This is a genomic window from Azospirillum brasilense, from assembly GCF_005222205.1.
GTDB lineage: Bacteria > Pseudomonadota > Alphaproteobacteria > Azospirillales > Azospirillaceae > Azospirillum > Azospirillum brasilense_G.
The window spans coordinates 323,060-344,248 of the sequence record NZ_CP032347.1 but is presented as its reverse complement, the minus strand read 5'-3'; the positions used below and the strand labels follow the sequence as shown (position 1 = coordinate 344,248).

Below are 21,189 nucleotides of genomic sequence, written 5' to 3'. Positions count from 1 at the left end.
CCCCTTTCGTCCCAAGCGCGGCCCCCGGGGCATCGCGCCCCGGGCGCCCTCCCCCACCCTTCGGGTTTCTCGTGGGAGTGAGCCATGGAGCATGGAACGCAGAACAGTGATCCGGTCGTCTCGAACCGGACCATGGAGATCGTCGTCGCCGGGCTGTTCGCCCTGGTCGCCATCGTGGTGATGGCCGACAGCGTCCGCGTCGGCAACGGCTGGGGGTCCGACGGGCCGAAGGCCGGCTACTTCCCCTTCTATGTCGGCCTGATCATGCTGGTCAGCAGTCTGGCCACGCTGGCCGTCAACCTCTGGCGCCACAGCGGCGAACGCACCGCCTTCGTCGAGAAGCACCAACTCGCCCTGGTTCTCCAGGTGCTGGTCCCCAGCGCCGTCTTCGTGATCCTGACCGCCTTCCTGGGCATCTATCTGTCGGCGGTGCTGTTCATCGCCTTCTTCATGCACTGGGTGGGCAAGTATCCGCTCAAGACAATCCTGCCCGTCTCCATCCTCGTGCCCGCGGGCCTCTTCGTGATGTTCGAGATCTGGTTCCTGGTTCCGCTTCCCAAGGGGCCGGTGGAGACGATGTTCGGGTTCTGACGACGCCAGTTTTTACCAGTCCAGTTTTTTAAAAGCCGGGGCGGCCGCGGGAACGGCCGCGCACACCGAAGCAGCGGCAGGCATCCGCGACGAACCAGCCCATGCGGCGGGGACGAACCCCGCCCTGCGCGCTCAAGACGCGACGCTTCCAGACGGAACGGGCGCGGACGCCGGAAAGGGAGGGAAACTTGGAAGCGCTCGGGTCACTCATACACGGGTTCGGCGTGCTCGCCGACCCCATGAACATCGCCTACATGTTCATCGGCATCACGCTGGGCGTCCTGATCGGCGTGCTGCCGGGGCTGGGCGGGGCGAACGGGGTGGCGATCCTGCTGCCCCTGACCTTCAGCATGTCGCCGACCTCCGCCATCATCATGCTCTCCTGCATCTATTGGGGGGCGCTGTTCGGCGGGGCCATCACCTCGGTCCTGTTCAACATACCGGGCGAGCCATGGTCGGTGGCGACCACCTTCGACGGCCACCCCATGGCCCAGAAGGGCCACGCGGGCGAGGCCCTGACGGCGGCCTTCACCTCGTCCTTCTTCGGGGCCTTCGTGGCGGTCCTGCTCATCACCTTCCTGGCCCCGGTGATCGCCGGCTTCGCCCTGCGCTTCGGCCCGGCGGAGTTCTTCGCGGTCCAGCTATTGACCTTCTGCAGTTTCGTCGGCATGGGCAGCGAATCCCCCTTCAAGGTGCTGTGCGCCATGATGCTGGGCTTCGCGCTGGCCGCGGTCGGGCTCGACAGCGTGACCGGCGAGCTGCGCATGACCTTCGGCTCGGTGGAACTGCTGCGCGGCTTCGACTTCCTGATCGCGGTCATCGGCCTGTTCGGCATCGGCGAAATCCTCCTGACCATGGAGGAGGGGCTGGCCTTCAAGGGCAAGAGCGCGAAGATCAACGCCAAGGTCGTGTGGGAGACCTGGAAGAGCCTGCCCCGCTACTGGGTGACCGCCATCCGCGGCTCCATCGTCGGCTGCTGGATGGGCATCACGCCCGGCGGCGCCACCCCCGCCTCCTTCATGAGCTACGGCCTCGCCAAGCGCTTCTCCAAGAACCGCCAGAATTTCGGCAACGGCGAGGTGGAGGGCGTGGTCGCTCCGGAAACCGCGGCCCACGCCGCCGGCACCAGCGCGCTGCTGCCCATGCTGACTCTGGGCATCCCCGGCTCGCCCACCGCGGCGGTGCTGCTGGGCGGCCTGCTGATCTGGGGGCTCCAGCCCGGCCCGCTGCTGTTCGTCGAGCAGAAGGAGTTCGTCTGGGGCCTGATCGCCAGCATGTATCTGGGCAACATCGCCGGGCTGATCGTGGTGCTGACCACGGTGCCGGTCTTCGCCTCGATCCTGCGCATCCCCTTCAGCATCATCGCGCCGGTCATCGTGGTGATCTGCGCGGTCGGCGCCTACACCGTGCACAACGCCTTCCTCGACATCGTCATGATGCTGGTGTTCGGCGTCGTCGGCTACGTGTTCAAGAAGCTGTCCTACCCGCTGGCCCCGCTGGTTCTGGCGCTGGTGCTGGGCGACATGGCGGAGAGCTCCTTCCGGCAGGCCATGCTGGTGTCGCAGGGCGATCTGGCGATCTTCTGGTCCAACCCGCTGGTCGGCAGCATCGTCACCCTGGCGCTGGTCATGCTGTTCTGGCCGCTGATCTCCGCCCTGCTGCGCAAGCGCCAGTCCCGGCAGGACGGCGGGACCCAGGTCATCCCCGTGAAATAGGGCATCCCCGCAAACCAGCTCCACCCACTCCCCCGCCGGCCTCCGGGACGGGACGACCGGCGGGGGGATTTCTTCTCACATCGGGGGGTTCGGGACGATGGACACGTCCGATTTCATGATCGCTCTGCTCCAGATCATCTGGATCGACATCCTGCTGAGCGGCGACAACGCGCTCGTCATCGCGCTGGCCTGCCGCTCGCTGCCGCCGAAACAACAGAAGATCGGCGTCTTCCTCGGCACCGGGGCGGCCATCGTGCTGCGCGTGCTGTTCGCCGTCATCATCGCCTATCTGCTGGCCATCCCGTACCTGAAGATCATCGGCGGGGTGCTGCTGTTCTGGATCGCCATCAAACTGATGCTGCCCACCGAGGAGGAGGAGCAGGCGGCGCACTCCGGCACCTCCGCCGGGCTGTGGGGGGTGGTCCGCACCATCGTGATCGCCGACGCGGTGATGAGCCTCGACAACGTCATCGCCATCGCCGCCGCCTCGCACGGCAACACGGTCCTGCTGATCCTCGGGCTGGCCATCAGCATTCCGCTGATCGTCTTCGGCAGCACCCTGATCCTGAAGGCCATCGAACGGCTGCCGGCCCTGGTCTACGCCGGCGCCGGGCTGCTCGGCTACATCGCGGCGGAGGTCATCCTCACCGACCCGAGCATCCATTCCCACGTCACGGAAAGCCTGCCGGTGCTGACCGGAACGGCGCCCTTCGTCGCGGCCCTAGGCGTGATGACGGCCGGCTTCCTGATGGCCCGAAGCATCAACCGCCGCCGCGCCGTGGTGGAGACCGATCCGGCCTGAGAAGTCGTCAGCAGGAGGAGGGGCGACGGGGCTCGCGGCAGCGGTCGCCCCGCACCGCCCGGAACCGGCCCGGCAGGGCCATGGCGCGCACGTCGCTGGTGATCTCGGAGATGAGGCTCGGATCGTTCCGCAAAATCTCCGTCACCACGGCGGCCAACCCGGCCAGGGCGAACACGACGGCAAGGCTCTCCAACATCGGGAACTCCGGACTCCGACCACACTCATGCTGCGTTGCAGCAGGAATGGCGCAAAGTCCGTTGGAGAGCAAGGGATAAGAAACATAGCATTTCGTATACCAGATACGCAGCAGGAGCCGGACACAGGCTCCGCACCGCCAGTTCAGGGAGGAACGTCGAGATGCAAGCGAAGGATGTCATGACATCGCCGGTCATCACGGTGGCGCTGGACACCCCCGTGCCGGACATTGCCGAACTGCTTTTGACCCATCGGATCAGCGGCTTGCCGGTGGTGGACCGGGATGGCCGCGCGGTCGGCATCATCAGCGAGGGGGACCTTCTGCGCCGGGTGGAGACGGGAACCGACCGGCCGCGCGCCCGCTGGCTGGAGATGCTGGTGGGCCGCAACGTACAGGCCACCGACTTCCTGAAGACGCACGGGCGCTGCGCGCGCGACGTCATGTCGCGCCCGGTCCACGCCGTAGCACCCGACACGGAGATCGCCGAGATCGCCGACCTGATGGAGGACAAGCGGATCAAGCGCGCCCCCGTCCTGGTCGATGGGCGCCCGGTCGGCATCATCAGCCGGGCCAACCTGCTGCACGGGCTGCTCCGCAACCGGCGCGGCGCCGCCGGCTTCGGCGCGGCCGGCGACGAGGCGATCCGAGCCGCGCTGCTGGAGGCGTTGGAGGGACAGTCCTGGGTGGACTTGAATCAGGTCAACATCGTCGTCAACGACGGGGTCGTGCAGCTCTGGGGCATGGTCGACAGCGAGGAGCAGCGCCGCGCCCTTTACACCGCGGCGAGCGGTATCAGCGGCGTGAAGCGCGTGGAGGAGCATCTGAACCGGAACCGCTTCGTCGGGTGATCCCCGGCCATCCGCCCCATCGAAGGAGCAGCCCGATGCCGCCACCCGAATTGACCGTCCAGCCGCTGGATTCCGGAGCCACCTTCCGCAACCAGGTCTACCGACGGCTGAAGCAGGCCATCATCCAGATGGACATCTACGATCACCCCGGCGACGTCCGGCTGGACGAGCGCCAGCTCAGCGGCCTGCTGGGCGTCAGCCGCACCCCGATCCGCGAAGCCCTGACCCTGCTGGAGCAGGAGGGTCTGGTGCGGCTGGAGCCGCGGCGGGGGATCTACATCGTCCGCAAGACCAAGACCGAGATCATCGAGATGATCATCGCCTGGGCGGCGCTGGAAAGCATGGCGACCCGCCTCGCCGCCGAGCGCGCCACCGCGGAGGACATCAGCACGCTGTGGGACATCTTCCGCAGCTTCGAGGAGCAGGCGCCCTCCGACAACATCCAGGAATATTCCGACGCCAACATCGAGTTCCACAAGGCGATCATCCGCCTCAGCCGGGCGCGCATCCTGGAAACGCTGACCGACAACCTGTTCATCCACATGCGGGCCATCCGCAAGCTGTCGATCCGGCAGGACAACCGGGCCGAACAATCGATGCACGAGCACCGCGACATCATCCGGGCGCTGGAGCGGCGCGACGGCGAGCTGGCCGAGCGTCTGGCGCGCGAACACACGCTGGGTCTGGCCGCCCATGTCGAGCGCCACGGCGATTTCCTCGACTGGCTGCGTCTGGCCGAGGTGCGGGGCCCCGACGTGAAGGCCGCGTTCAAGGACGGCCTGCCACTGATGTAACGATTATCCCTCTCCCGCCCCGGGAGAGGGTGCCCGCAAAAGCGGGCGGGTGAGGGTCGTGCGAGGATCAAAGCACCGATCCTTGGCGGCACCCTCACCCTCCCACCGCCATGCGGCGGGCCCCTCCCTCTCCCGGGGCGGGAGAGGGGAAACTCGCTCCGCTCACTTCATCGATGGGAAGGAGAACTGCGCGCCTTCGCGCACGCCGCCCGCCGGCCAGCGCTGGGTGATTGTCTTGCGCCGGGTGTAGAAGCGCACGCCGTCCGGCCCATAGGCCGCCAGATCGCCGAACAGCGACCGCTTCCAGCCGCCGAAGCTGTGGTAGGACACCGGCACCGGCAGCGGCACGTTGACACCGACCATGCCGACCTTGATCGCGTCGGTGAAGTAGCGCGCCGCCTCGCCGTCGCGGGTGAACAGGCAGGTGCCGTTGCCGTACTCGTGGGCGTCGATCAGGTCCATTCCCTCCTGCATCGTTTTCACACGAACGACGCAGAGGACCGGGCCGAAGATCTCCTCCCGGTAGACGCTCATGTCCGGCGTCACCCGGTCGAACAGGCAGCCGCCGAGGAAGAAGCCGCCCTCGTGCCCCGGCACCACCAGCCCGCGGCCGTCGACCACCAGTTCCGCCCCTTCGGCGACGCCCTGGTCGACAAAGCCCTTCACCTTCTCGAAATGGGCGTGGGTGACCAGCGGACCCATGTCGCAGCCGGTGCCGGTCCCCGCCCCCACCTTCAGGCCGCGCACCTGCTCCGCCAGCATCGCCACCACGCGGTCGGCGGTTTCGTCGCCCACCGCGACGACCACGGAGATCGCCATGCAGCGCTCCCCGCAGGAGCCGTAGGCCGCCCCCATGATCGCGCTGACCGCGTTGTCGAGATCGGCATCGGGCATGACGATGGCGTGGTTCTTGGCCCCGCCCAGCGCCTGCACCCGTTTCCCATGGGCGGTGCCGGTGGCGTAGACGTATTCGGCGACCGGCGTGGAGCCGACGAAGCTGACCGCCTGGACGCGCGGGTCGGTCAGCAGCGTGTCGACCGCCTCCTTGTCGCCGTGGACGACGTTCAGCACCCCCGGCGGCAGCCCCGCCTCCTGCGCCAGCTGCGCGACGAGCAGGGAGGCGCTCGGGTCGCGCTCCGACGGCTTCAGAATGAAGCAGTTGCCGCAGGCCACGGCGACCGGAAACATCCACAGCGGCACCATGGCCGGGAAGTTGAAGGGCGTGATGCCCGCCACAACGCCCAGCGGCTGGAACTCCGACCAGCTGTCGATGCCCGGCCCGACATTCTTGGAATGCTCGCCCTTCAGCAGGTCGGCGATGCCGCAGGCGTATTCGACATTCTCGATGCCGCGGGTCAACTCGCCGCGGGCGTCCTCCAGCGTTTTGCCGTGCTCCCGCGTGATCGCCGCGCAGATGCGGTCGGCGTTGTCCTCCAGCAATTGGCGGAAGCGGAACATCACCCGCGCCCGCTTGGCCGGCGGCGTCGCCCGCCACGCCGGGAAGGCCGCCTCGGCGGCGGCGATGGCCGATTCAACGGTGGCGCGGCCGGCCAGCGGGACGCGGCCGACGGTCTCGCCCGTCGCCGGGTTCACGATGTCGGCGCTGCGGGTCTCGGCGGGGGCGTCGGCCACCCCGCCGATGAGGTGCGGAACGAGGGTCATGGCGGTTTCCATCCTCCTCAATCGGTCGCCTGGATGGCGTCGGAAACGGCGTTCATCAGCCGGTCGAGGTCCTCGCGCTCGCTGATGAAATGCGGGCCGAACTGCAGCGTGTCGCCGCCGAAGCGGACGTAGAAGCCCGCCTTCCAGCACTTCATGGCGATCTCATAGGGCCGGCGGGCCGGCTCGCCCGGCAGGGCCGCGATCTGCACCGCGCCGGCGAGGCCGTAGTTGCGGATGTCGGTGACGTGGCGAAGCCCCTTCAGCCCGTGCAGCACCGTCTCGAAATGCGGGGCGAGCGCCGCCGCCTTCTCGGCCAGCTTGTCCCGCTCGAACAGCTCCAGCGCGGCGAGGCCGGCGGCGCAGGCCACGGGATGGGCGGAGTAGGTGTAGCCGTGCGGGAACTCGACCATGTAGTCGGCGCCGCCGTTGTCCATGAAGGTCTGGTAGATCTCATGGTTGGCGACCACCGCGCCCATCGGCACCGCGCCGTTGGTCAGGCCCTTGGCGACGTTCATGATGTCGGGGACCACGCCGAAGGCGTCGGCGCCGAAGGCGGCCCCCATGCGGCCGAAACCGGTGATGACCTCGTCGAAGATCAGCAGGATGTTGTGCTTGTCGCACAGCGCGCGCAGCCGCTGCAGGTAGCCCTTGGGCGGCGGCAGCACGCCGGCGGAACCGGCCAGCGGCTCCACGATCACCGCGGCGATGTTGGAGGCGTCGTGCAGGGCGACCAGTTCCTCCAGCGCGTCGGCCAGTTCGGCGCCCTGCTCCGGCAGGCCCTTGGCGAAGGCGTTCTGCGGCAGCAGCGTGTGTGGCAGATGGTCGGCCTCGACGCCAGAGCCGAACAGCTTGCGGTTGCCGCCGATGCCGCCCAGGCTGATGCCGCCGAAATTGACGCCGTGGTAGCCCTTGGACCGGCCGATCAGCTTGGTCTTGGTCGGCTGGCCCTTCAGCCGCCAATAGGCCCGCGCCATCTTCAGCGAGGTGTCGGTCGCCTCCGACCCGGAATTGACGAAGAACACATGGTCCAGCCCGGCCGGAGTCATCGAGGCCAGCTTGTGCGCCAGCTTGAAGGCGGCGGGGTGGCCGAACTGGAAGGCCGGGCTGTAGTCCAGTTCGGCGATCTGGCGGGCCACCGCCTCGCTGATCTCGCGGCGGCTGTGACCGGCGCCGCAGCACCACAGGCCGGACAGGCTGTCGTAGATCTTCCGCCCCTCGGAATCCCAGTACCACGCGCCCTCGGCTCGGGCGATCAGGCGCGGGTTCGCCTTGAACTCGCGGTTCGCCGTGAAGGGCATCCAGTGGGCGTCCAACTCCTCGCGCGTCAGCCCGGCGGTCGGGGCGGTTCCGGTCTTCTGGCTCTCATCCAACGGCGGCATCGGGCGGCACTCCCTGCTGGTTCGGGTGGGCGTCGGGGATCGTCTCGGAATACAGTGTGCGCGGAGGCTTGGTTGCGGTTAAATCCAAACCATTCAAACCTTACGCAAGCATCCGCTTACCTATCCATGACCAAGCCCGTCCGCCCCCTGAGCGGCCTCAACGACGCCGACCTGCGCCTGCTGCGCGTCTTTACGACAGTGGTGGAGTGCGGCGGCTTTTCCGCGGCGGAGGTGGAGTTGAACATCAGCCGCGCCGCCATCAGCCTGCACATGGCCGATCTGGAGCGGCGGCTGGGGCTGCGGCTGTGCCGGCGCGGGCGGGCGGGCTTCCTGCTGACCGACGAGGGACGCCTGGCCTACGAGGCGGCGCTGCGCCTGTTCGCCGGTCTGGAGAGCTTCCGCAGCGAGATCAACGCCGCGCATGGGCGGCTGCGCGGCGAATTGAACATCGGCATCACCGACAACCTCGTCACCATGCCGAAGATGCGCGTGACCAACGCGTTGCGCGGCCTGAAGCAGCAGGGGCCGGAGGTGCGGGTGAACATCCGCATGATCCCGCCCAACGAGATCGAGCGCGGCGTGCTCGACGGACGGCTGCAGGTCGGCGTGGTCCCGGCGCGGCGCGCCCTGCCCGGCCTGGACCGTCTGCCGCTGTACCAGGAAGAATCGCTCCTCTATTGCGGGCGTGGCCACCCGCTGTTCGATGCGGAGACGGTGCCCGACGCCGCGGTGGAGGCCGCCGACGCCGTCGCACCGACCGAGGCGCAGCAGGTGCCGGAGGCGGCGGGGGTGCAGCGGGCGCTGACCGCGACCGCCACAGCGACCGACCGCGAGGGCGTGGCCTTCCTCATCCTGACCGGCTGCTACGTGGGTTTCCTGCCCACCCATTACGCGCGGCAATGGGTCGAGCGCGGGGCAATGCGCGCCCTGCTGCCGGAGCGCTTCCACTACGCCCAGGAATTCCAGGCGGTCACCAGGAAGGGCGCCCGGCCCAACCTCGTTCTGGAACGCTTTCTCGACCTGCTGAAACGGACGGAATGAGGAGGCGGCTCGGCCCTGCAAAAATCAGGGTGATTTCCATTGACGCCGGGCCGGTCGCGCCCCACCGTAATTGAGGGGAATACGAACAAAGAACCGGTGGGGGGAGCACGGCCATGGTGATGCTGACGGAACAGTTCGTCATCGACTATCTGCTGTTCGCCGCCGTCCTGCTCACCGTCACCTGTTCCCTGCTCGGCAGTTTCTTTCTCAGCGCGCTCAGCCGCCAGACAGGGGCCCTGCCCCGCCTGCTGCTGTGGGGCGTTCCGGCGACCCTGCTCAGCACCGCCCTGTGGTCGCTGGCCATGCCGACCAATCAGGCGCTGGTCGTCGGGGTGGCCACCGCCGGGGCGACTCTCGTCGGGCAGCATCTTCTGCCCTTCGGCCCGGTCGGCCCGCGCGGCGTCTGGTCATGGGAGGCGCTGCTGTTCCGCGGCCTGTCCTGGACCGGCCGCACCGCCCTGATGCTCGCCCCCGCCGTGTGGCTCGGCGGCATGCCCTCCTGGATCCTGTGGTTCGCCCTGGCCGGGCCGCTGAACGCCGCCATCTTCGCCCTGTGCCAACTGCGCGGCACCAACCCGGCGCTGCGCCGGTCGGTGGAGCAGGGCGACCTCCTGTGGGGCGGGGCCCAGGGGGCGGTTCTGGGTGGCCTGCCGGCCTTTCTGATGCTTCTGTGACCGGCCCGCAAAAGCCGGGGATGAATTCACCGTACTCATACGAAAATGCACCGGGTGGGTCTTGCGCGGGCGGGACGACCGGGCCATCTGTGCGGGACTGGCTCCGGGCCCCTCTGGCGGTCCACTTGGTATGGACCGCGATGTCGGAGCCCTTCACTTGAGCGGACGGCGCCGCCGTCCCCTTCTGGAGGGTCCGTATGACCGCTACCCCTTTTTCGTCCTTCCGTTACGGTTCCGCCTACGGCGAGACCGCGCATGTCGCCGCACGCCAGCGGCTGGAATGGCTGGCGCGCATGATGGACAGCGCCTTCCGCGTGCCGGGCACCCGGATCACCTTCGGCGCCGACGCGGTGCTGGGGCTGGTTCCCGGCTTCGGCAACCTCGCCACCACCGCGGTGTCCGGCTATCTCATCCGCGAAGCCTGGAGGCTCGGCGTGCCGCGCGGCAAGCTGCTGCGCATGGTCGGCAACGTAGCGATGGACAGCGTGATCAGCGCCGTCCCGGTCGCCGGCAACATCGCCGACGTGTTCTGGAAGGCCAACCGCAAGAACATGGCGATCCTGGCCGAGCATCTGGACGGCCATTCGCCGCATGGCGGCCCGTCCTATGGCCGCCGGCGCTCGGCACCCTACACCATCGACGGCGAGTGGCGCCGGACGCGATGACGTTGGACGCGGTGGCGGGGCGCGTTACTCCCCGCCGAACCTGATGCGGTGATTTTCCAGCATCAGCTCGTCCAGCCGGCGGCCGGCGGTGAAACCCGTCAGCCCCGGCGGGACCGGCGTGTCGGCGGGAAGCCGCGGACAGGGTTCAGCGGCGCCGATCACCTGAACCACCGGGTAGCGGGCGGTGTAGATGGGCAGGTCCATGTCCTCCCCCTCATCGGACAGGCCCTTGCCCCGGGCCTTGGCGCTCGCCTCCTCGATCGCCATGCCGACGACCATGGTCGCCTTGATCTCCTGCGCCGTGCTGGCCCGCAATTCGGCGCTGCGCCCCGGATAGAAGCGGTCGACCATGGCGTCGAGCGCGCGGGCCTTGGCCTCCGGCTCCTCGACGATGCGCGCGGTGCCGAAGCACATGGCCGACCGATAATCGGCCGAATGGTTGAAGCCGCTGCGGGCCAGCACAAGGCTGTCGAGATGCGTCACGGTCAGGCATACCGGCAGGCCGTCGCGCTGCGACCGCAGCATCCGGCTGGCCGAGGACCCGTGCCAATAGAGATGCTCGCCCTCCCGCCAGAAGGCGGTGGGGGTGCAGTAGGGCTGTCCGTCGATCACATAGGCGATGTGCGCGATCATCGCGCCGTCGAGGATGGCGTGAACGGATTCCCGATCGTAGCGCCCCCGCTCGTGCAGGCGCTTGACCCGGTTGCGGTCGGTGACGGGATAGCTGTCGGACGGAATGGTCTCGGACATCGCGGAACTCGCTTCACGGCGGTGGACAACGGCGCCATTAGAGCCTAGCCATTGGTCCGGTGTGAGAGCCAATTTCGACCTTGTCGACTGGACCAATCCGATGCCCGCCGATCTGTCCGACCTGATGCTTCTGCCCATCGACCGGACGGGCGGGGAACCGCTGCTGCGGCAAGTCTACGACGCGCTGCGCCGGGCCATCCTGTCCGGGGCGCTGACGCCCGGCGCGAAGCTGCCGCCGACGCGCGCGCTCGCCGAACGGCTCGGCGTCGCCCGCAACACGGTGGTCGCCGCCTATGAGCAGCTTCTGGCCGAGGGTTTCATCGAGGGGCGCGTCGGGGCGGGCAGCTTCGTGTCCAGCGATCTGCCGGACGGGTTGGAAGTGCCGCCGCCGGAACCGCCGCGCCGCGTCCCCTCCCCAGCCCCACCAACCACCCCTTTCGGCACCCTTCCGTTCAGCACGGGGCGTTGCACGCTGGATGAGCGCAGTTTGCGGATCTGGCGCAGCCTGACCCTGCGGCACCTGCAGCGGCCCGACCCGGAGATGCTCGGCTATGGCGAACCCGGCGGGCCGGTGGCGCTGCGGCAGGCCATCGCCCGCTATCTCCAGAGCGCACGGGCGGTGCGCTGCGAACCCGAGCAGGTGGTGATCACCGCGGGCGCCCAGCAGGCCATCGACCTCGTGTTGCGCGTTCTGCTGCGGCCCGGCGACCCGGTGTGGCTGGAAGACCCCTGCTATCCCGCGGTGCGCGCCGCGCTGGAAGCGGCGCGGGCGCGCGTCGTGCCGGTGCCCGTCGATGGGCAGGGCATGGAGGTGGCGGCGGGCGTCGCCGCGGCACCGGACGCCCGGCTGGCCTATGTCACCCCGTCCTCCCACTACCCGCTGGGTGTGGTGCTGTCGATGGCGCGACGGATGGAGCTTCTGGCCTGGGCGCGCACGGCCGGCGCCTGGGTGCTGGAGGACGATTACGACAGCGAGTTCCGCTACGCCGGACGTCCGCTCGCCTCGCTCCAGGGGATCGACGGCGGCGGGCGGGTCATCTACGTCGGCACCTTCAGCAAGGTCCTGTTTCCTGGTCTGCGGCTGGGCTACGCCGTCCTGCCGCCCGAGTTGCTGGACCCGGTGCTCACCATGCGTCGCCTGACCGATTGGCACCCGGCGACGCTCTACACGGGCGTGGTGACGGATTTCCTGAATGAGGGTCATTTCGGCCCGCATCTGCGCCGGATGCGCCGCCGCTACACCGCCGCGCGGGATGCGCTGGCCGACGCCATCGGCGCCCATCTCTCCCCCTGGATGGAGGCGGAAGTGCCGGAGCAGGGCATGAAGCTGATCGCCCGGCTGCGTCCCGGCCTGTCGGACCGCGACGTGGAGGCGGTGGCGGCCCGGCGCGGCATCGCCGTCCGTCCGGTCAGCCCGATGCACATCGCCGCCCCGCCGCTGCAGGCGCTGATGCTGGGCTTCACCGGCCATGAGCCGGGCGCCCTGCGCCACGCCGCCCGCGAACTCGGCGCCGCGTTGGCGGCTGCACGATTAGACGTCTAATCCTCATTTTCAGCGCAAAGGGGTTAATCTCAAAAAGCCCAGCCCCACCAATACGCTGTCAGGCGCCACGACCCCTGGCTTTCTCCGGCCGCGCGGGGTTCCCGGCCCCATGGGGTAGCCCCGATACCCCGTTTTCGGCCACCGCCCCTCCGGTCGTTCGGCGGGCCCTACCCCCGATACCCTGTGCAAGGCAGGCCCCAACCTTGCGACGATCAAGCTGCACGCCTGTTGAGGGGTGGCGCCGGTCCTTCGCCGCTTCCCAGCGTTTTTTTCCGGCGTCCAGCCCATTCGAATACGGAGATATTTCTTACAATGTGCGGCATCAGCGGGGAAATCCGCTTCGATTCTCGCCCGGCCTCCGCGTCTGCGGTCGGTTCGATGACCGAAGCCCTGGCGTTGCGCGGCCCCGATGGGCAAGGCGTCTTCGCCCATGGACGGATGGCCTTCGGCCACCGGCGGCTGAGCATCATCGACCTGTCCGAGGCGGCGCAGCAGCCGATGACCGACCCCGAACTGGGCCTCGGCATCGTCTTCAACGGCTGCATCTACAATTACCCGGAACTGCGGGCGGAGCTGGAGGCCAAGGGCTATCGCTTCTTCTCGCACGGCGACACCGAAGTCCTGCTGAAAGCCTATCACGCCTGGGGCCGCCGCTTCGTCGAGCGGCTCTACGGCATGTTCGCCTTCGCCATCTGGGAGCGCGACAGCGGGCGCGTCACGCTGGGCCGCGACCGGCTGGGCATCAAGCCGCTCTACCTGTCCGAAACGGCGGGGCGGCTGCGCTTCGCCTCCACCCTGCCCGCCCTGCTGGCCGGCGGCGACATCGACACCGCGATCGACCCGGTGGGGCTCTACCAGTATATGAGCTTCCACGCCGTCGTCCCTGCGCCGGGGACCATCCTGAAGGGCGTGCGCAAGCTGCCGCCAGCCACCCTGCTGACGCTGGAGCCGGACGGGCGCCGCATCGAGGAAACCTATTGGGAGCCGGTCTTCGGCCCGCAGCCCGGCGACGAGCGGATGTCGGAGGGCGACTGGCAGGACGCCGTGCTGTCCACGCTGCGCAAGGCGGTGGAGCGGCGTCTGGTCGCCGACGTGCCGGTCGGCGTGCTGCTCTCGGGCGGGCTGGACAGCTCGGTCATCGTCGCCCTTCTGGCGGAGGCGGGACAGACCGGCCTGCAGACCTTCTCCATCGGCTTCGAGACCGTGGGCCAGGAGAAGGGCGACGAGTTCCAGTATTCCGACCTGATCGCCCAGCGCTTCCAGACCGACCATCACAAGCTGTTCATCGACAGCAGCCGCGCCCTGCCCGCCCTTCAGGACTGCGTGCGGGCGATGTCGGAGCCGATGGTCAGCCACGACGCCATCGGCTTCTTCCTGCTGTCGCAGGAGGTCGCCAAGCATGTGAAGGTGGTGCAGAGCGGGCAGGGCGCCGACGAGATCTTCGCGGGCTACCACTGGTACCCGCCGATGATGGAGGCGACCGACCCGCTGTCCACCTACGCCAAGGTCTTCTTCGACCGCAACCGCGCGGAGATGGCCGAGGCGCTGAACCCGCAATACCTCGCCGACGAGGACGTGGCGAGCGCCTTCGTCGCCGCTCACTTCGCCCGGCCCGGCGCCGACCGCCCGGTGGACAAGGCGCTGCGCCTCGACACCACCGTCATGCTGGTCGACGACCCGGTGAAGCGGGTGGACAACATGACCATGGCCTGGGGGCTGGAAGGACGCGTGCCCTTCCTCGACCACGATCTGGTCGAACTGGCCGCCCGCGTCCCGCCGGAGCTGAAGGTGCGCGACGGCGGCAAATACGTGCTGAAGGAGGCGGCGCGCAAGGTCGTCCCCTCCGAGGTCATCGACCGGCCCAAGGGCTATTTCCCCGTTCCGGCGCTGAAGTATCTGCGCGGCCCCTATCTGGAGCTGGTGCGCGACGTGCTGAACCAGCCCGCCGCGCGGGAGCGCGCGCTGTTCCAGCCGGCCTATCTCGACCGCCTGTTCAGCGATCCGGAAACCCACATCACGCCGCTTCGCGGTTCGAAGCTCTGGCAGGCCGCTCTGCTGGAGTTCTGGCTGCAAACCCACGGGATCTGAACACCGCATGATGACGATGCAGAATCGCACCCAGACGCCTTTCCGGATCGAACGCGCCCTGGTCTCCGCCCTGATGGACGAGGACTCGCCGCGCCCGAGCCGCCGGACGGGGGCGGGGCTTGGGCCGACGCCGCGCGCGGTGGTGAATTGCGGCTGGGGCCGCCTGCTGTTCGCCAACACCTTTCCCGACGTCGGCGAATTGATCGAGGCGATGCGCCGGGAGGGGCCGGGGCGGCGCGACATCGCGCTGTATCTGGAGGACCCGCATGTAGCGCTGTCCCAGGCGCCGAACGAGCTGTTCCTCGACCCCTCCCACACCTACCGCCTGCGGCTGGCCGGTTTCCGGCCCGGCGGCGAGACGCGCGGCTTCACCATCGAAACGATGCGCGGCCGCCAGGACGTCGATGCCGTGAACCGCATCTACGGCGCCCGCGGCATGGTCACCATGGACCCGGAATTCTGCTGGTCGGAGCGTGACAGCCGCGTGCTGACCCATCTGATCGCCACCGATCCGGTCAGCGGCGCGGTTATCGGCTCGGTCACCGGGGTGGACCATGTCCGCGCCTTCAAGGACCCGCAGAACGGCTCCTCCCTGTGGTGCCTGGCGGTCGATCCGCAGGCGGCCTATCCCGGCATCGGCGAGGCGCTGGTCCGCGCGCTGGCCGAACATTTCAAGGAGCGCGGGCGCAGCTTCATGGACCTGTCGGTCCTGCACGACAACGCCAACGCCATCGCGCTCTACGAGAAGCTGGGCTTCCGGCGGGTGCCGGTCTTCGCGCTGAAGACCAAGAACCCGATCAACGAGAAGCTGTTCGCCGGCCCGGCGGTGGAGGCGAGCCTCAACCCCTACGCCATGATCATCATCAACGAGGCCCGGCGCCGCGGCATCGGGGTGGAGGTGGTGGACGCGGAGTCGAACCTGTTCCGCCTCAGCTTCGGCGGGCGCAGCATCCTGTGCCGCGAAAGCCTCAGCGAGCTGACCTCGGCGGTGGCCCTGTTCCGCTGCGACGACAAGGCGGTGACCCGGCGCACGCTGCTGCGGACCGGCCTGTCGGTGCCCGACCAGATGACCGCCGCCGGGATGGACGACAACGCCGCCTTCCTGGAGCGCCACGGCAGCGTCGTGGTGAAGCCCGCCCGCGGCGAGCAGGGCCAGGGCATCACCGTCGATGTGCGCGACGCGGAGACTCTGGCCTGGGCGGTGGGCAAGGCGAAGAAGATCTGCGACACGGTCCTGCTGGAGCAGTTCGTGCAGGGCCAGGACGTGCGCATCCTGGTCATCGACTACCGCGTCGTCGCCGCCGCGGTGCGCCGCCCGGCGGAAATCGTCGGCACCGGCGACCGCACGATCTCACAGCTGATCGAGGCGCAGAGCCGCCGCCGCGCCGCCGCCACCGGCGGGGAAAGCCGCATCCCGATGGACGAGGAGACGGAACGTTGCGTGCGCGACGCCGGTTTCTCCATGGACTCGGTCCTTCCGGAGGGGCAGACGCTGGCCGTGCGCAAGACGGCCAACCTGCACACGGGCGGCACGCTGCACGACATCACCGACCGTCTGCACCACCGCGTGGTGGAGGCGGCGGTGGAGGCGGCGCGCGCGCTCGACATTCCGGTGGTCGGCCTGGATCTGCTGATCCCCGACCTGCTGGGGTCCGACTACGCGATCATCGAGGCGAACGAGCGGCCCGGCCTTGCCAACCACGAACCGCAGCCGACCGCCGAGCGCTTCCTCGATCTTCTCTTCCCCTACTCCGCGGTCGATCCGCGGGCGTGACGTTCAGGAGGTGGTATGGAGCAGGCAACCTTGACGCGGGCCGGAATTGTCCGGCCGGTCATCGACATGGACTATCTGACGGGCCTTCTCCGCCGCCTGCTGGAGATCCCGAGCCCGACCGGATACACCGACCAGATCGTGCATTTCTGCGGCGACGAGCTGCACCGACTGGGCATCCCCTTCGAACTGACCCGGCGCGGCGCCATCCGCGCCGATCTGGCGGGGCGGCAATACAGCCCCGACCGCGCCGTGGTCGCCCATCTCGACACGCTGGGCGCCCAGGTGAAGATGCTGAAGGCCAACGGCCGGCTGGAGGTGGTGCCCATCGGCACCTGGTCGGCGCGCTTCGCCGAGGGGGCGCGCTGCACCGTCTTCACCGACAAGGGAAGCTACCGCGGCACCATCCTGCCGCTGAAGGCGTCCGGCCACACCTTCAACGAGGAGATCGACACCCAGCCGGTGGCCTGGACCAACCTGGAGATCCGGGTGGACGCCCGCTGCGAAACCCTGGCGGAATTGCAGGTTCACGGCTTCAACGTCGGCGACTTCGTGGCCATCGACCCCCAGGCGGAGTTCGACGCCAGCGGCTTCATCAACTCCCGCCATCTCGACGACAAGGCCGGGGTGGCGGTGATCTTCGCCGCCGCCAAGGCTGTGCTGGACGCCAAGCTGCCGCTGCCGGTGGACTGCCACCTGCTGCTGACCATCTCCGAGGAGGTCGGCTCCGGCGCCTCGTCGGTCCTGCACAAGGACGTGGCGGAGATGGTGACCATCGACAACGGCACCACCGCCATGGGCCAGAACAGCCGCGAATTCGGCGTGACCGTCGCCATGGCCGACAGCACCGGCCCCTTCGACTATCACCTGACGCACAAGCTTCTGAAGCTGTGCCAGCAGCACAATATCGAGCACCAGCGCGACGTCTTCCGCTATTACCGCTGCGACAGCGCCGCCGCCATCGAGGCCGGCAACGACATCCGCACGGCGCTGGTCTGCTTCGGCATCGACAGCTCCCACGGCTACGAGCGCATCCACGCGGACTCGCTGCGCTCGCTGGCCGAGTTGATCGCGCTCTACATGCAGAGCGACGTGGCGATCCCCCGCGACCGCGTCGGCATGGGCCCGATGGGCGCCTTCCCCTGGCAGCCCACCGCACCGGCAAAAGTCGAGGAGTGACCTCATTCCTTCTCCCCCCTGGGGAGAAGGTCAGGATGAGGGGGCGCCGAAGGCGATCCACTTTGAGCAGTGGAGGTTATCCTCCGCCCTGTCGGGCGTAAATCCCCCTCACCCAAACCCTCTCCCCAGGGGGGAGAGGGCGTCACACCGCCCCCCTCAATCCCCCGCCGCCAACTCCGGCCGGGGCGGACCCAGCGGGTCGAGCGGGGTGACGGTCGGCGTCGTCTGGGGCAGCGGGCGGAAGCTCGCCTGCGCCTCGGCGGGCGGCGGCGGGCGCATCCGCGTGCGCCACAGGCCGTAGAGCGTCGCCGAGCCCGCCCCGGCCGCGATGAAGCCGAACAGCGCCTCCGGTCCCGCGAAGCCCATGGCGGCCGAGGCCAGCGGCGGGCCGATGATCGCCCCCACCGAGTTGGCGAGGATCAGGCCGCCGCTGACCGACACCACATTGTCCGGCCCGGCATGGTCGTTGGTGTGGGCGGCGCAGACCGGGTAGAGCGTGAAGGCCAGACCGCCGAAGAACGGCGCCACCAGCAGCAGCGTCTCCTGCCGCCCGCTGCCGTCCGCCAGGATCATGCCGACGCTGACCAGCGCCAGCGCCGCCGACAGAACGATGATGACGGCGCGCCGGTCGAAGCGGTCCGACAGCCGCCCGAGCGGCCATTGCAGCGCCACGCCGCCCAGGATCAGGGTCGTCATGAACAGCGCCGTCCCCGACACGCCGAAGCCGGACGCCGCGCCGAACACCGGGGCGAGGCCGTAGATGGAGCCGGTCACCGTCCCGCTGATGAAGACGCCGACGACGCCCAGCGGCGACGCCTCGTACAGCCGCCGCAGGCCGTAGGATTCGACGTTGGGCAGGGTCGGCGGCGTGGTCCGCGTCAGGGCCACCGGCACCAGGGCGAGCGTCAGCAGAATGGCGATCAGCATGAAGATGCGCACGCCCGCCGCATCGTCCAGCTGCAGCAACTGCTGACCCACCGCCGAGGCGGCGTAGAGCGTGACCATGTAGAGCGACAGGATCTGCCCGCGCGTCTCGTTGTTGGCGGTGCCGTTCAGCCAGCTCTCGATGCAGATGTAGAGGCCGGCCATGCAGAAGCCCTCGGCCAGCCGCAGCAAGGTCCACAGCGGCACCGAGGCGAACAGGGCGTGCGACAGCGCCGCCGCCGACAGGACGGAGGCGAAGGCGGCGAAGGCGCGGATGTGACCGACCCGCGTGATGACGCGGTGGGCGAACAGGGAGCCGCCGGTCAGCCCGGTGTAAAAGGCGGCGGTGATCAGGCCCACCGCGACCGCTCCGGATTCCGTGCCGGCCAGCCGCAGGCCGATGAGCGTGCTGAGCGCGCCGTTGCCCAGCATCAGGAAAGCGACCCCGAGCAGGAGCGAAAGTACCGACCGTGCAACCTGCGGCATGTGTCCGACCACCCGTTCCTTTCATGAAAAACCGGCGCCGCAGCCCGGAGGCCACGGCGCCGGCCCTTGGATGGCACCCGCCGGATGGCGAATCAACCCTTGTAATTCGCGGATTCGGTGGCGTCCCAGCCATTCCACAGAAATGCAGAAGAGGTACCGCTGGGGGAGCAGCGATACCTCTTCCGGTTGAGCGCTTGATCGTCTCCGGGCGGCTTGCCCGGTGTCCGGCTATTCCGCCGGGGTGGCGATCAGCGTCTCAGGCAGGGTGTCCTTGCGGATGCGCAGGAGTTCCTTCCACTTCTTGAGGGCGGCGATCAGGATCACGAAGCCGAGCGACAGCATGATGATCGAGATGCCGGCGTTGAAGACGTTGTAGCCCTTGGCCAGCGGGTTCAGATAGACGTTGGTGATCATCCAGTAGCCGGCGTAGTTCACCGTCACGAACAGGTAGGCCAGCGGGACGAGGCAGGTCAGCATGTAGACCCGTTTCTGGCCTAGGCGCAGGATGATCGTGGCGCCGATGATCAGGCCGACCGAGGCCATGAGCTGGTTCGACACCCCGAACAGCGCCCACACCGAGTTGATGTCGCCCGACGTCAGCAGGTAACCCCAGGCCACGCAGGCCAGCACGCTCGCGGCGATCGAACCGGGCACCCAGTCGAGACGCTTCAGCGGGGCATAGAGGTCGCCGCCCAGGTCCTGGATCAGGTAGCGGGCCACGCGGGTGCCGCTGTCCACCGCGGTCAGGATGAAGACCGCCTCGAACATCACGACGAACTGGAAGAAGTAGGAGGCCAGCGTGCCGAACCACGGGATGCGGGTGAAGATTTCCGTCATGCCGACCGCGAGCGTCACCGCGCCGCCGGTGCGGCCGTAGAGGTCGAGGCCGATTTCCTGGCTGAGCCGCGGCAGATCGACAACCTGCATGTTCAGGGCCTGGAAGGCGGCGGGCGAGGAGTTGATGGCGAAATAGTCGGCCGGGTGCAGGGAGGTGGCGGCGATCAGCGCCATGACGCCGACCACGCATTCCGCCAGCATGCCGCCGAAGGCCACGGTGCGGATGTCGCTCCATTTGTCGATCAGCTTCGGCGTGGTGCCCGAGCCGATGAAGGCGTGGAAGCCGGAGATGGCGCCGCAGGCGATGGTGATCGAGATGAACGGCCACACCGGGCCGGCCAGCACCGGGCCGCCGCCATGGATGAAGTCGGTGAGCGCGGGGAAGCGGATTTCCGGATTGATGAAAACGACGCCGACGACGAGCGCGCCGAACACGCCGATCTTCATGAAGCTCGACAGGTAGCCGCGCGGGGTCAGCAGCATCCACACCGGCAGCGCCGTGGCGAAGAAGGCGTAGATCGGCAGGATCAGCGCGACCGTCTCAGCGTGCAGCGTCAGCCAGCTGCCCAGCACCGTGCCCTGGATGTAGGGGCCGGCGAAGACGGAGGCGGCGATGGCGGCGATGCCGACCTGCGTGGCGCCCTTGGACGAGCCGGTGATCTTCTCGTAGAGGCCGAGCGCGACGGCGATCGGGATCGTCATGAAGACCGCGAAGGCGCCCCAGGCGTTGCGTTCCAGCGCATGGACGACGACCATCGACAGGCCGGCCATGGTGATGGTGATGATGAACAGCATCGCCAGACCGGTGCACCAGCCGGCGACCGGGCCGAGTTCGGCCTTGGCAACCTCCGACAGGGACTGGCCCTTGTGCTTCATCGAGGCGAACAGCACGACCGTGTCGTGCACCGCGCCGCCGATGACGCAGCCGATCAGCAGCCACAGGAAGCTCGGCAGATAGCCGAACTGCGCGGCCAGCACGGGGCCGACCAGCGGGCCGGCGGCGGCGATCGCCGCGAAATGCTGGCCGGCGTTCACCCACTTCTTGGTGGGAACATAGTTTCGCCCGTCGGCCAGGATGTGGGACGGCGTCACCTCGGAATCATCGGCACGGAGCACCTTGCGCACAAAGAACACGCCGTAGAAGCGGTAGCAGAGGGCGAGGATGCAGAGTGTCGCGATCACAAATGTTAGGGCGTGATCCATGACAGCTCTCCTTGGAAGGAACTGCCGTCACGGTAGGCCGG

18 protein-coding genes are annotated in these 21,189 nt (G+C 68.5%); 12 read left to right on the top strand and 6 right to left on the bottom strand.

What is annotated here, in order from left to right; translation table 11 throughout:
- The first annotated feature begins 84 nt into the window (after positions 1–84).
- From D3869_RS23775 to D3869_RS23760, 3 genes are all read left to right on the top strand, one after another.
- The gene (locus D3869_RS23775) at positions 85–591 is read left to right on the top strand and encodes a tripartite tricarboxylate transporter TctB family protein (RefSeq protein WP_137142274.1); all 507 of its coding nucleotides are present in this window, start codon (positions 85–87) and stop codon (positions 589–591) included.
- A 188-nt stretch (positions 592–779) separates the two neighbouring features.
- Positions 780–2,306: a tripartite tricarboxylate transporter permease gene (locus D3869_RS23765; protein WP_137106124.1), complete on the top strand. Its 1,527-nt coding sequence runs from the start codon at positions 780–782 to the stop codon at positions 2,304–2,306.
- A 97-nt stretch (positions 2,307–2,403) separates the two neighbouring features.
- Complete coding sequence (locus D3869_RS23760; RefSeq protein ID WP_137117631.1) at positions 2,404–3,108, top strand: TerC family protein; 705 nt, start codon at positions 2,404–2,406, stop codon at positions 3,106–3,108.
- 7 nt (positions 3,109–3,115) lie between these two features.
- On the opposite strand, the gene D3869_RS23755 is transcribed toward D3869_RS23760, so the two are convergent.
- Complete coding sequence (locus D3869_RS23755; RefSeq protein ID WP_137142272.1) at positions 3,116–3,304, bottom strand: hypothetical protein; 189 nt, start codon at positions 3,302–3,304, stop codon at positions 3,116–3,118.
- Positions 3,305–3,465: 161 nt separating this feature from the next.
- On the opposite strand from D3869_RS23755, the gene D3869_RS23750 reads away from it, so the two are divergent.
- Together D3869_RS23750 and D3869_RS23745 are read left to right on the top strand one after the other, a co-directional pair.
- The gene (locus tag D3869_RS23750; RefSeq protein ID WP_137142271.1) at positions 3,466–4,152 is read left to right on the top strand and encodes a CBS domain-containing protein; all 687 of its coding nucleotides are present in this window, start codon (positions 3,466–3,468) and stop codon (positions 4,150–4,152) included.
- A 35-nt stretch (positions 4,153–4,187) separates the two neighbouring features.
- Entirely contained in the window at positions 4,188–4,946 is a 759-nt protein-coding gene (locus tag D3869_RS23745) for a GntR family transcriptional regulator (RefSeq protein WP_137142270.1), read from the top strand.
- 162 nt (positions 4,947–5,108) lie between these two features.
- On the opposite strand, the gene D3869_RS23740 is transcribed toward D3869_RS23745, so the two are convergent.
- Positions 5,109–6,608: a CoA-acylating methylmalonate-semialdehyde dehydrogenase gene (locus tag D3869_RS23740; protein ID WP_137142269.1), complete on the bottom strand. Its 1,500-nt coding sequence runs from the start codon at positions 6,606–6,608 to the stop codon at positions 5,109–5,111.
- Between the two features lie 17 nt (positions 6,609–6,625).
- Positions 6,626–7,987 carry an aspartate aminotransferase family protein gene (locus D3869_RS23735; RefSeq protein WP_137142268.1) on the bottom strand — a complete coding sequence of 454 codons (1,362 nt, stop codon included), beginning with the start codon at positions 7,985–7,987 and terminating at the stop codon, positions 6,626–6,628.
- Between the two features lie 126 nt (positions 7,988–8,113).
- Here D3869_RS23735 and D3869_RS23730 point away from each other — a divergent pair, with 126 nt between their 5' ends.
- The 3 genes from D3869_RS23730 (at position 8,114) to D3869_RS23720 (ending at position 10,367) form a co-directional block, all read left to right on the top strand.
- The gene (locus D3869_RS23730) at positions 8,114–9,028 is read left to right on the top strand and encodes a LysR family transcriptional regulator (RefSeq protein WP_137142267.1); all 915 of its coding nucleotides are present in this window, start codon (positions 8,114–8,116) and stop codon (positions 9,026–9,028) included.
- Positions 9,029–9,141: 113 nt separating this feature from the next.
- Positions 9,142–9,702, top strand: a complete 561-nt coding sequence (locus D3869_RS23725; RefSeq protein ID WP_137142266.1) for a hypothetical protein — start codon at positions 9,142–9,144, stop codon at positions 9,700–9,702.
- A gap of 197 nt (positions 9,703–9,899) precedes the next feature.
- Complete coding sequence (locus D3869_RS23720) at positions 9,900–10,367, top strand: DUF4112 domain-containing protein (RefSeq protein WP_137142265.1); 468 nt, start codon at positions 9,900–9,902, stop codon at positions 10,365–10,367.
- Between the two features lie 24 nt (positions 10,368–10,391).
- Here D3869_RS23720 and D3869_RS23715 read toward each other — a convergent pair whose 3' ends face one another.
- Positions 10,392–11,117: a pyridoxamine 5'-phosphate oxidase family protein gene (locus D3869_RS23715; RefSeq protein WP_137142264.1), complete on the bottom strand. Its 726-nt coding sequence runs from the start codon at positions 11,115–11,117 to the stop codon at positions 10,392–10,394.
- Positions 11,118–11,217: 100 nt separating this feature from the next.
- On the opposite strand from D3869_RS23715, the gene D3869_RS23710 reads away from it, so the two are divergent.
- From D3869_RS23710 to D3869_RS23695, 4 genes are all read left to right on the top strand, one after another.
- Positions 11,218–12,660 (top strand): PLP-dependent aminotransferase family protein, encoded by a 1,443-nt coding sequence (locus D3869_RS23710; RefSeq protein WP_137142263.1) that lies wholly within the window; start codon positions 11,218–11,220, stop codon positions 12,658–12,660.
- Positions 12,661–12,972: 312 nt separating this feature from the next.
- Entirely contained in the window at positions 12,973–14,748 is a 1,776-nt protein-coding gene (locus D3869_RS23705) for an N-acetylglutaminylglutamine amidotransferase (protein WP_137142262.1), read from the top strand.
- Positions 14,749–14,755: 7 nt separating this feature from the next.
- The gene (gene ngg / locus D3869_RS23700; protein ID WP_137142261.1) at positions 14,756–16,522 is read left to right on the top strand and encodes an N-acetylglutaminylglutamine synthetase; all 1,767 of its coding nucleotides are present in this window, start codon (positions 14,756–14,758) and stop codon (positions 16,520–16,522) included.
- Between the two features lie 15 nt (positions 16,523–16,537).
- Positions 16,538–17,698, top strand: coding sequence for an osmoprotectant NAGGN system M42 family peptidase (locus D3869_RS23695; RefSeq protein WP_175426586.1), 1,161 nt, complete (start codon positions 16,538–16,540; stop codon positions 17,696–17,698).
- Positions 17,699–17,854: 156 nt separating this feature from the next.
- Here the strand turns inward: D3869_RS23695 and D3869_RS23690 are convergent, their stop codons facing one another.
- Together D3869_RS23690 and D3869_RS23685 are read right to left on the bottom strand one after the other, a co-directional pair.
- On the bottom strand, positions 17,855–19,108 hold the full coding sequence (locus D3869_RS23690) for an MFS transporter (protein ID WP_137142260.1): 1,254 nt from the start codon (positions 19,106–19,108) through the stop codon (positions 17,855–17,857).
- 228 nt (positions 19,109–19,336) lie between these two features.
- Entirely contained in the window at positions 19,337–21,148 is a 1,812-nt protein-coding gene (locus D3869_RS23685; protein ID WP_035679491.1) for a carbon starvation CstA family protein, read from the bottom strand.
- Positions 21,149–21,189: the final 41 nt, after the last annotated feature.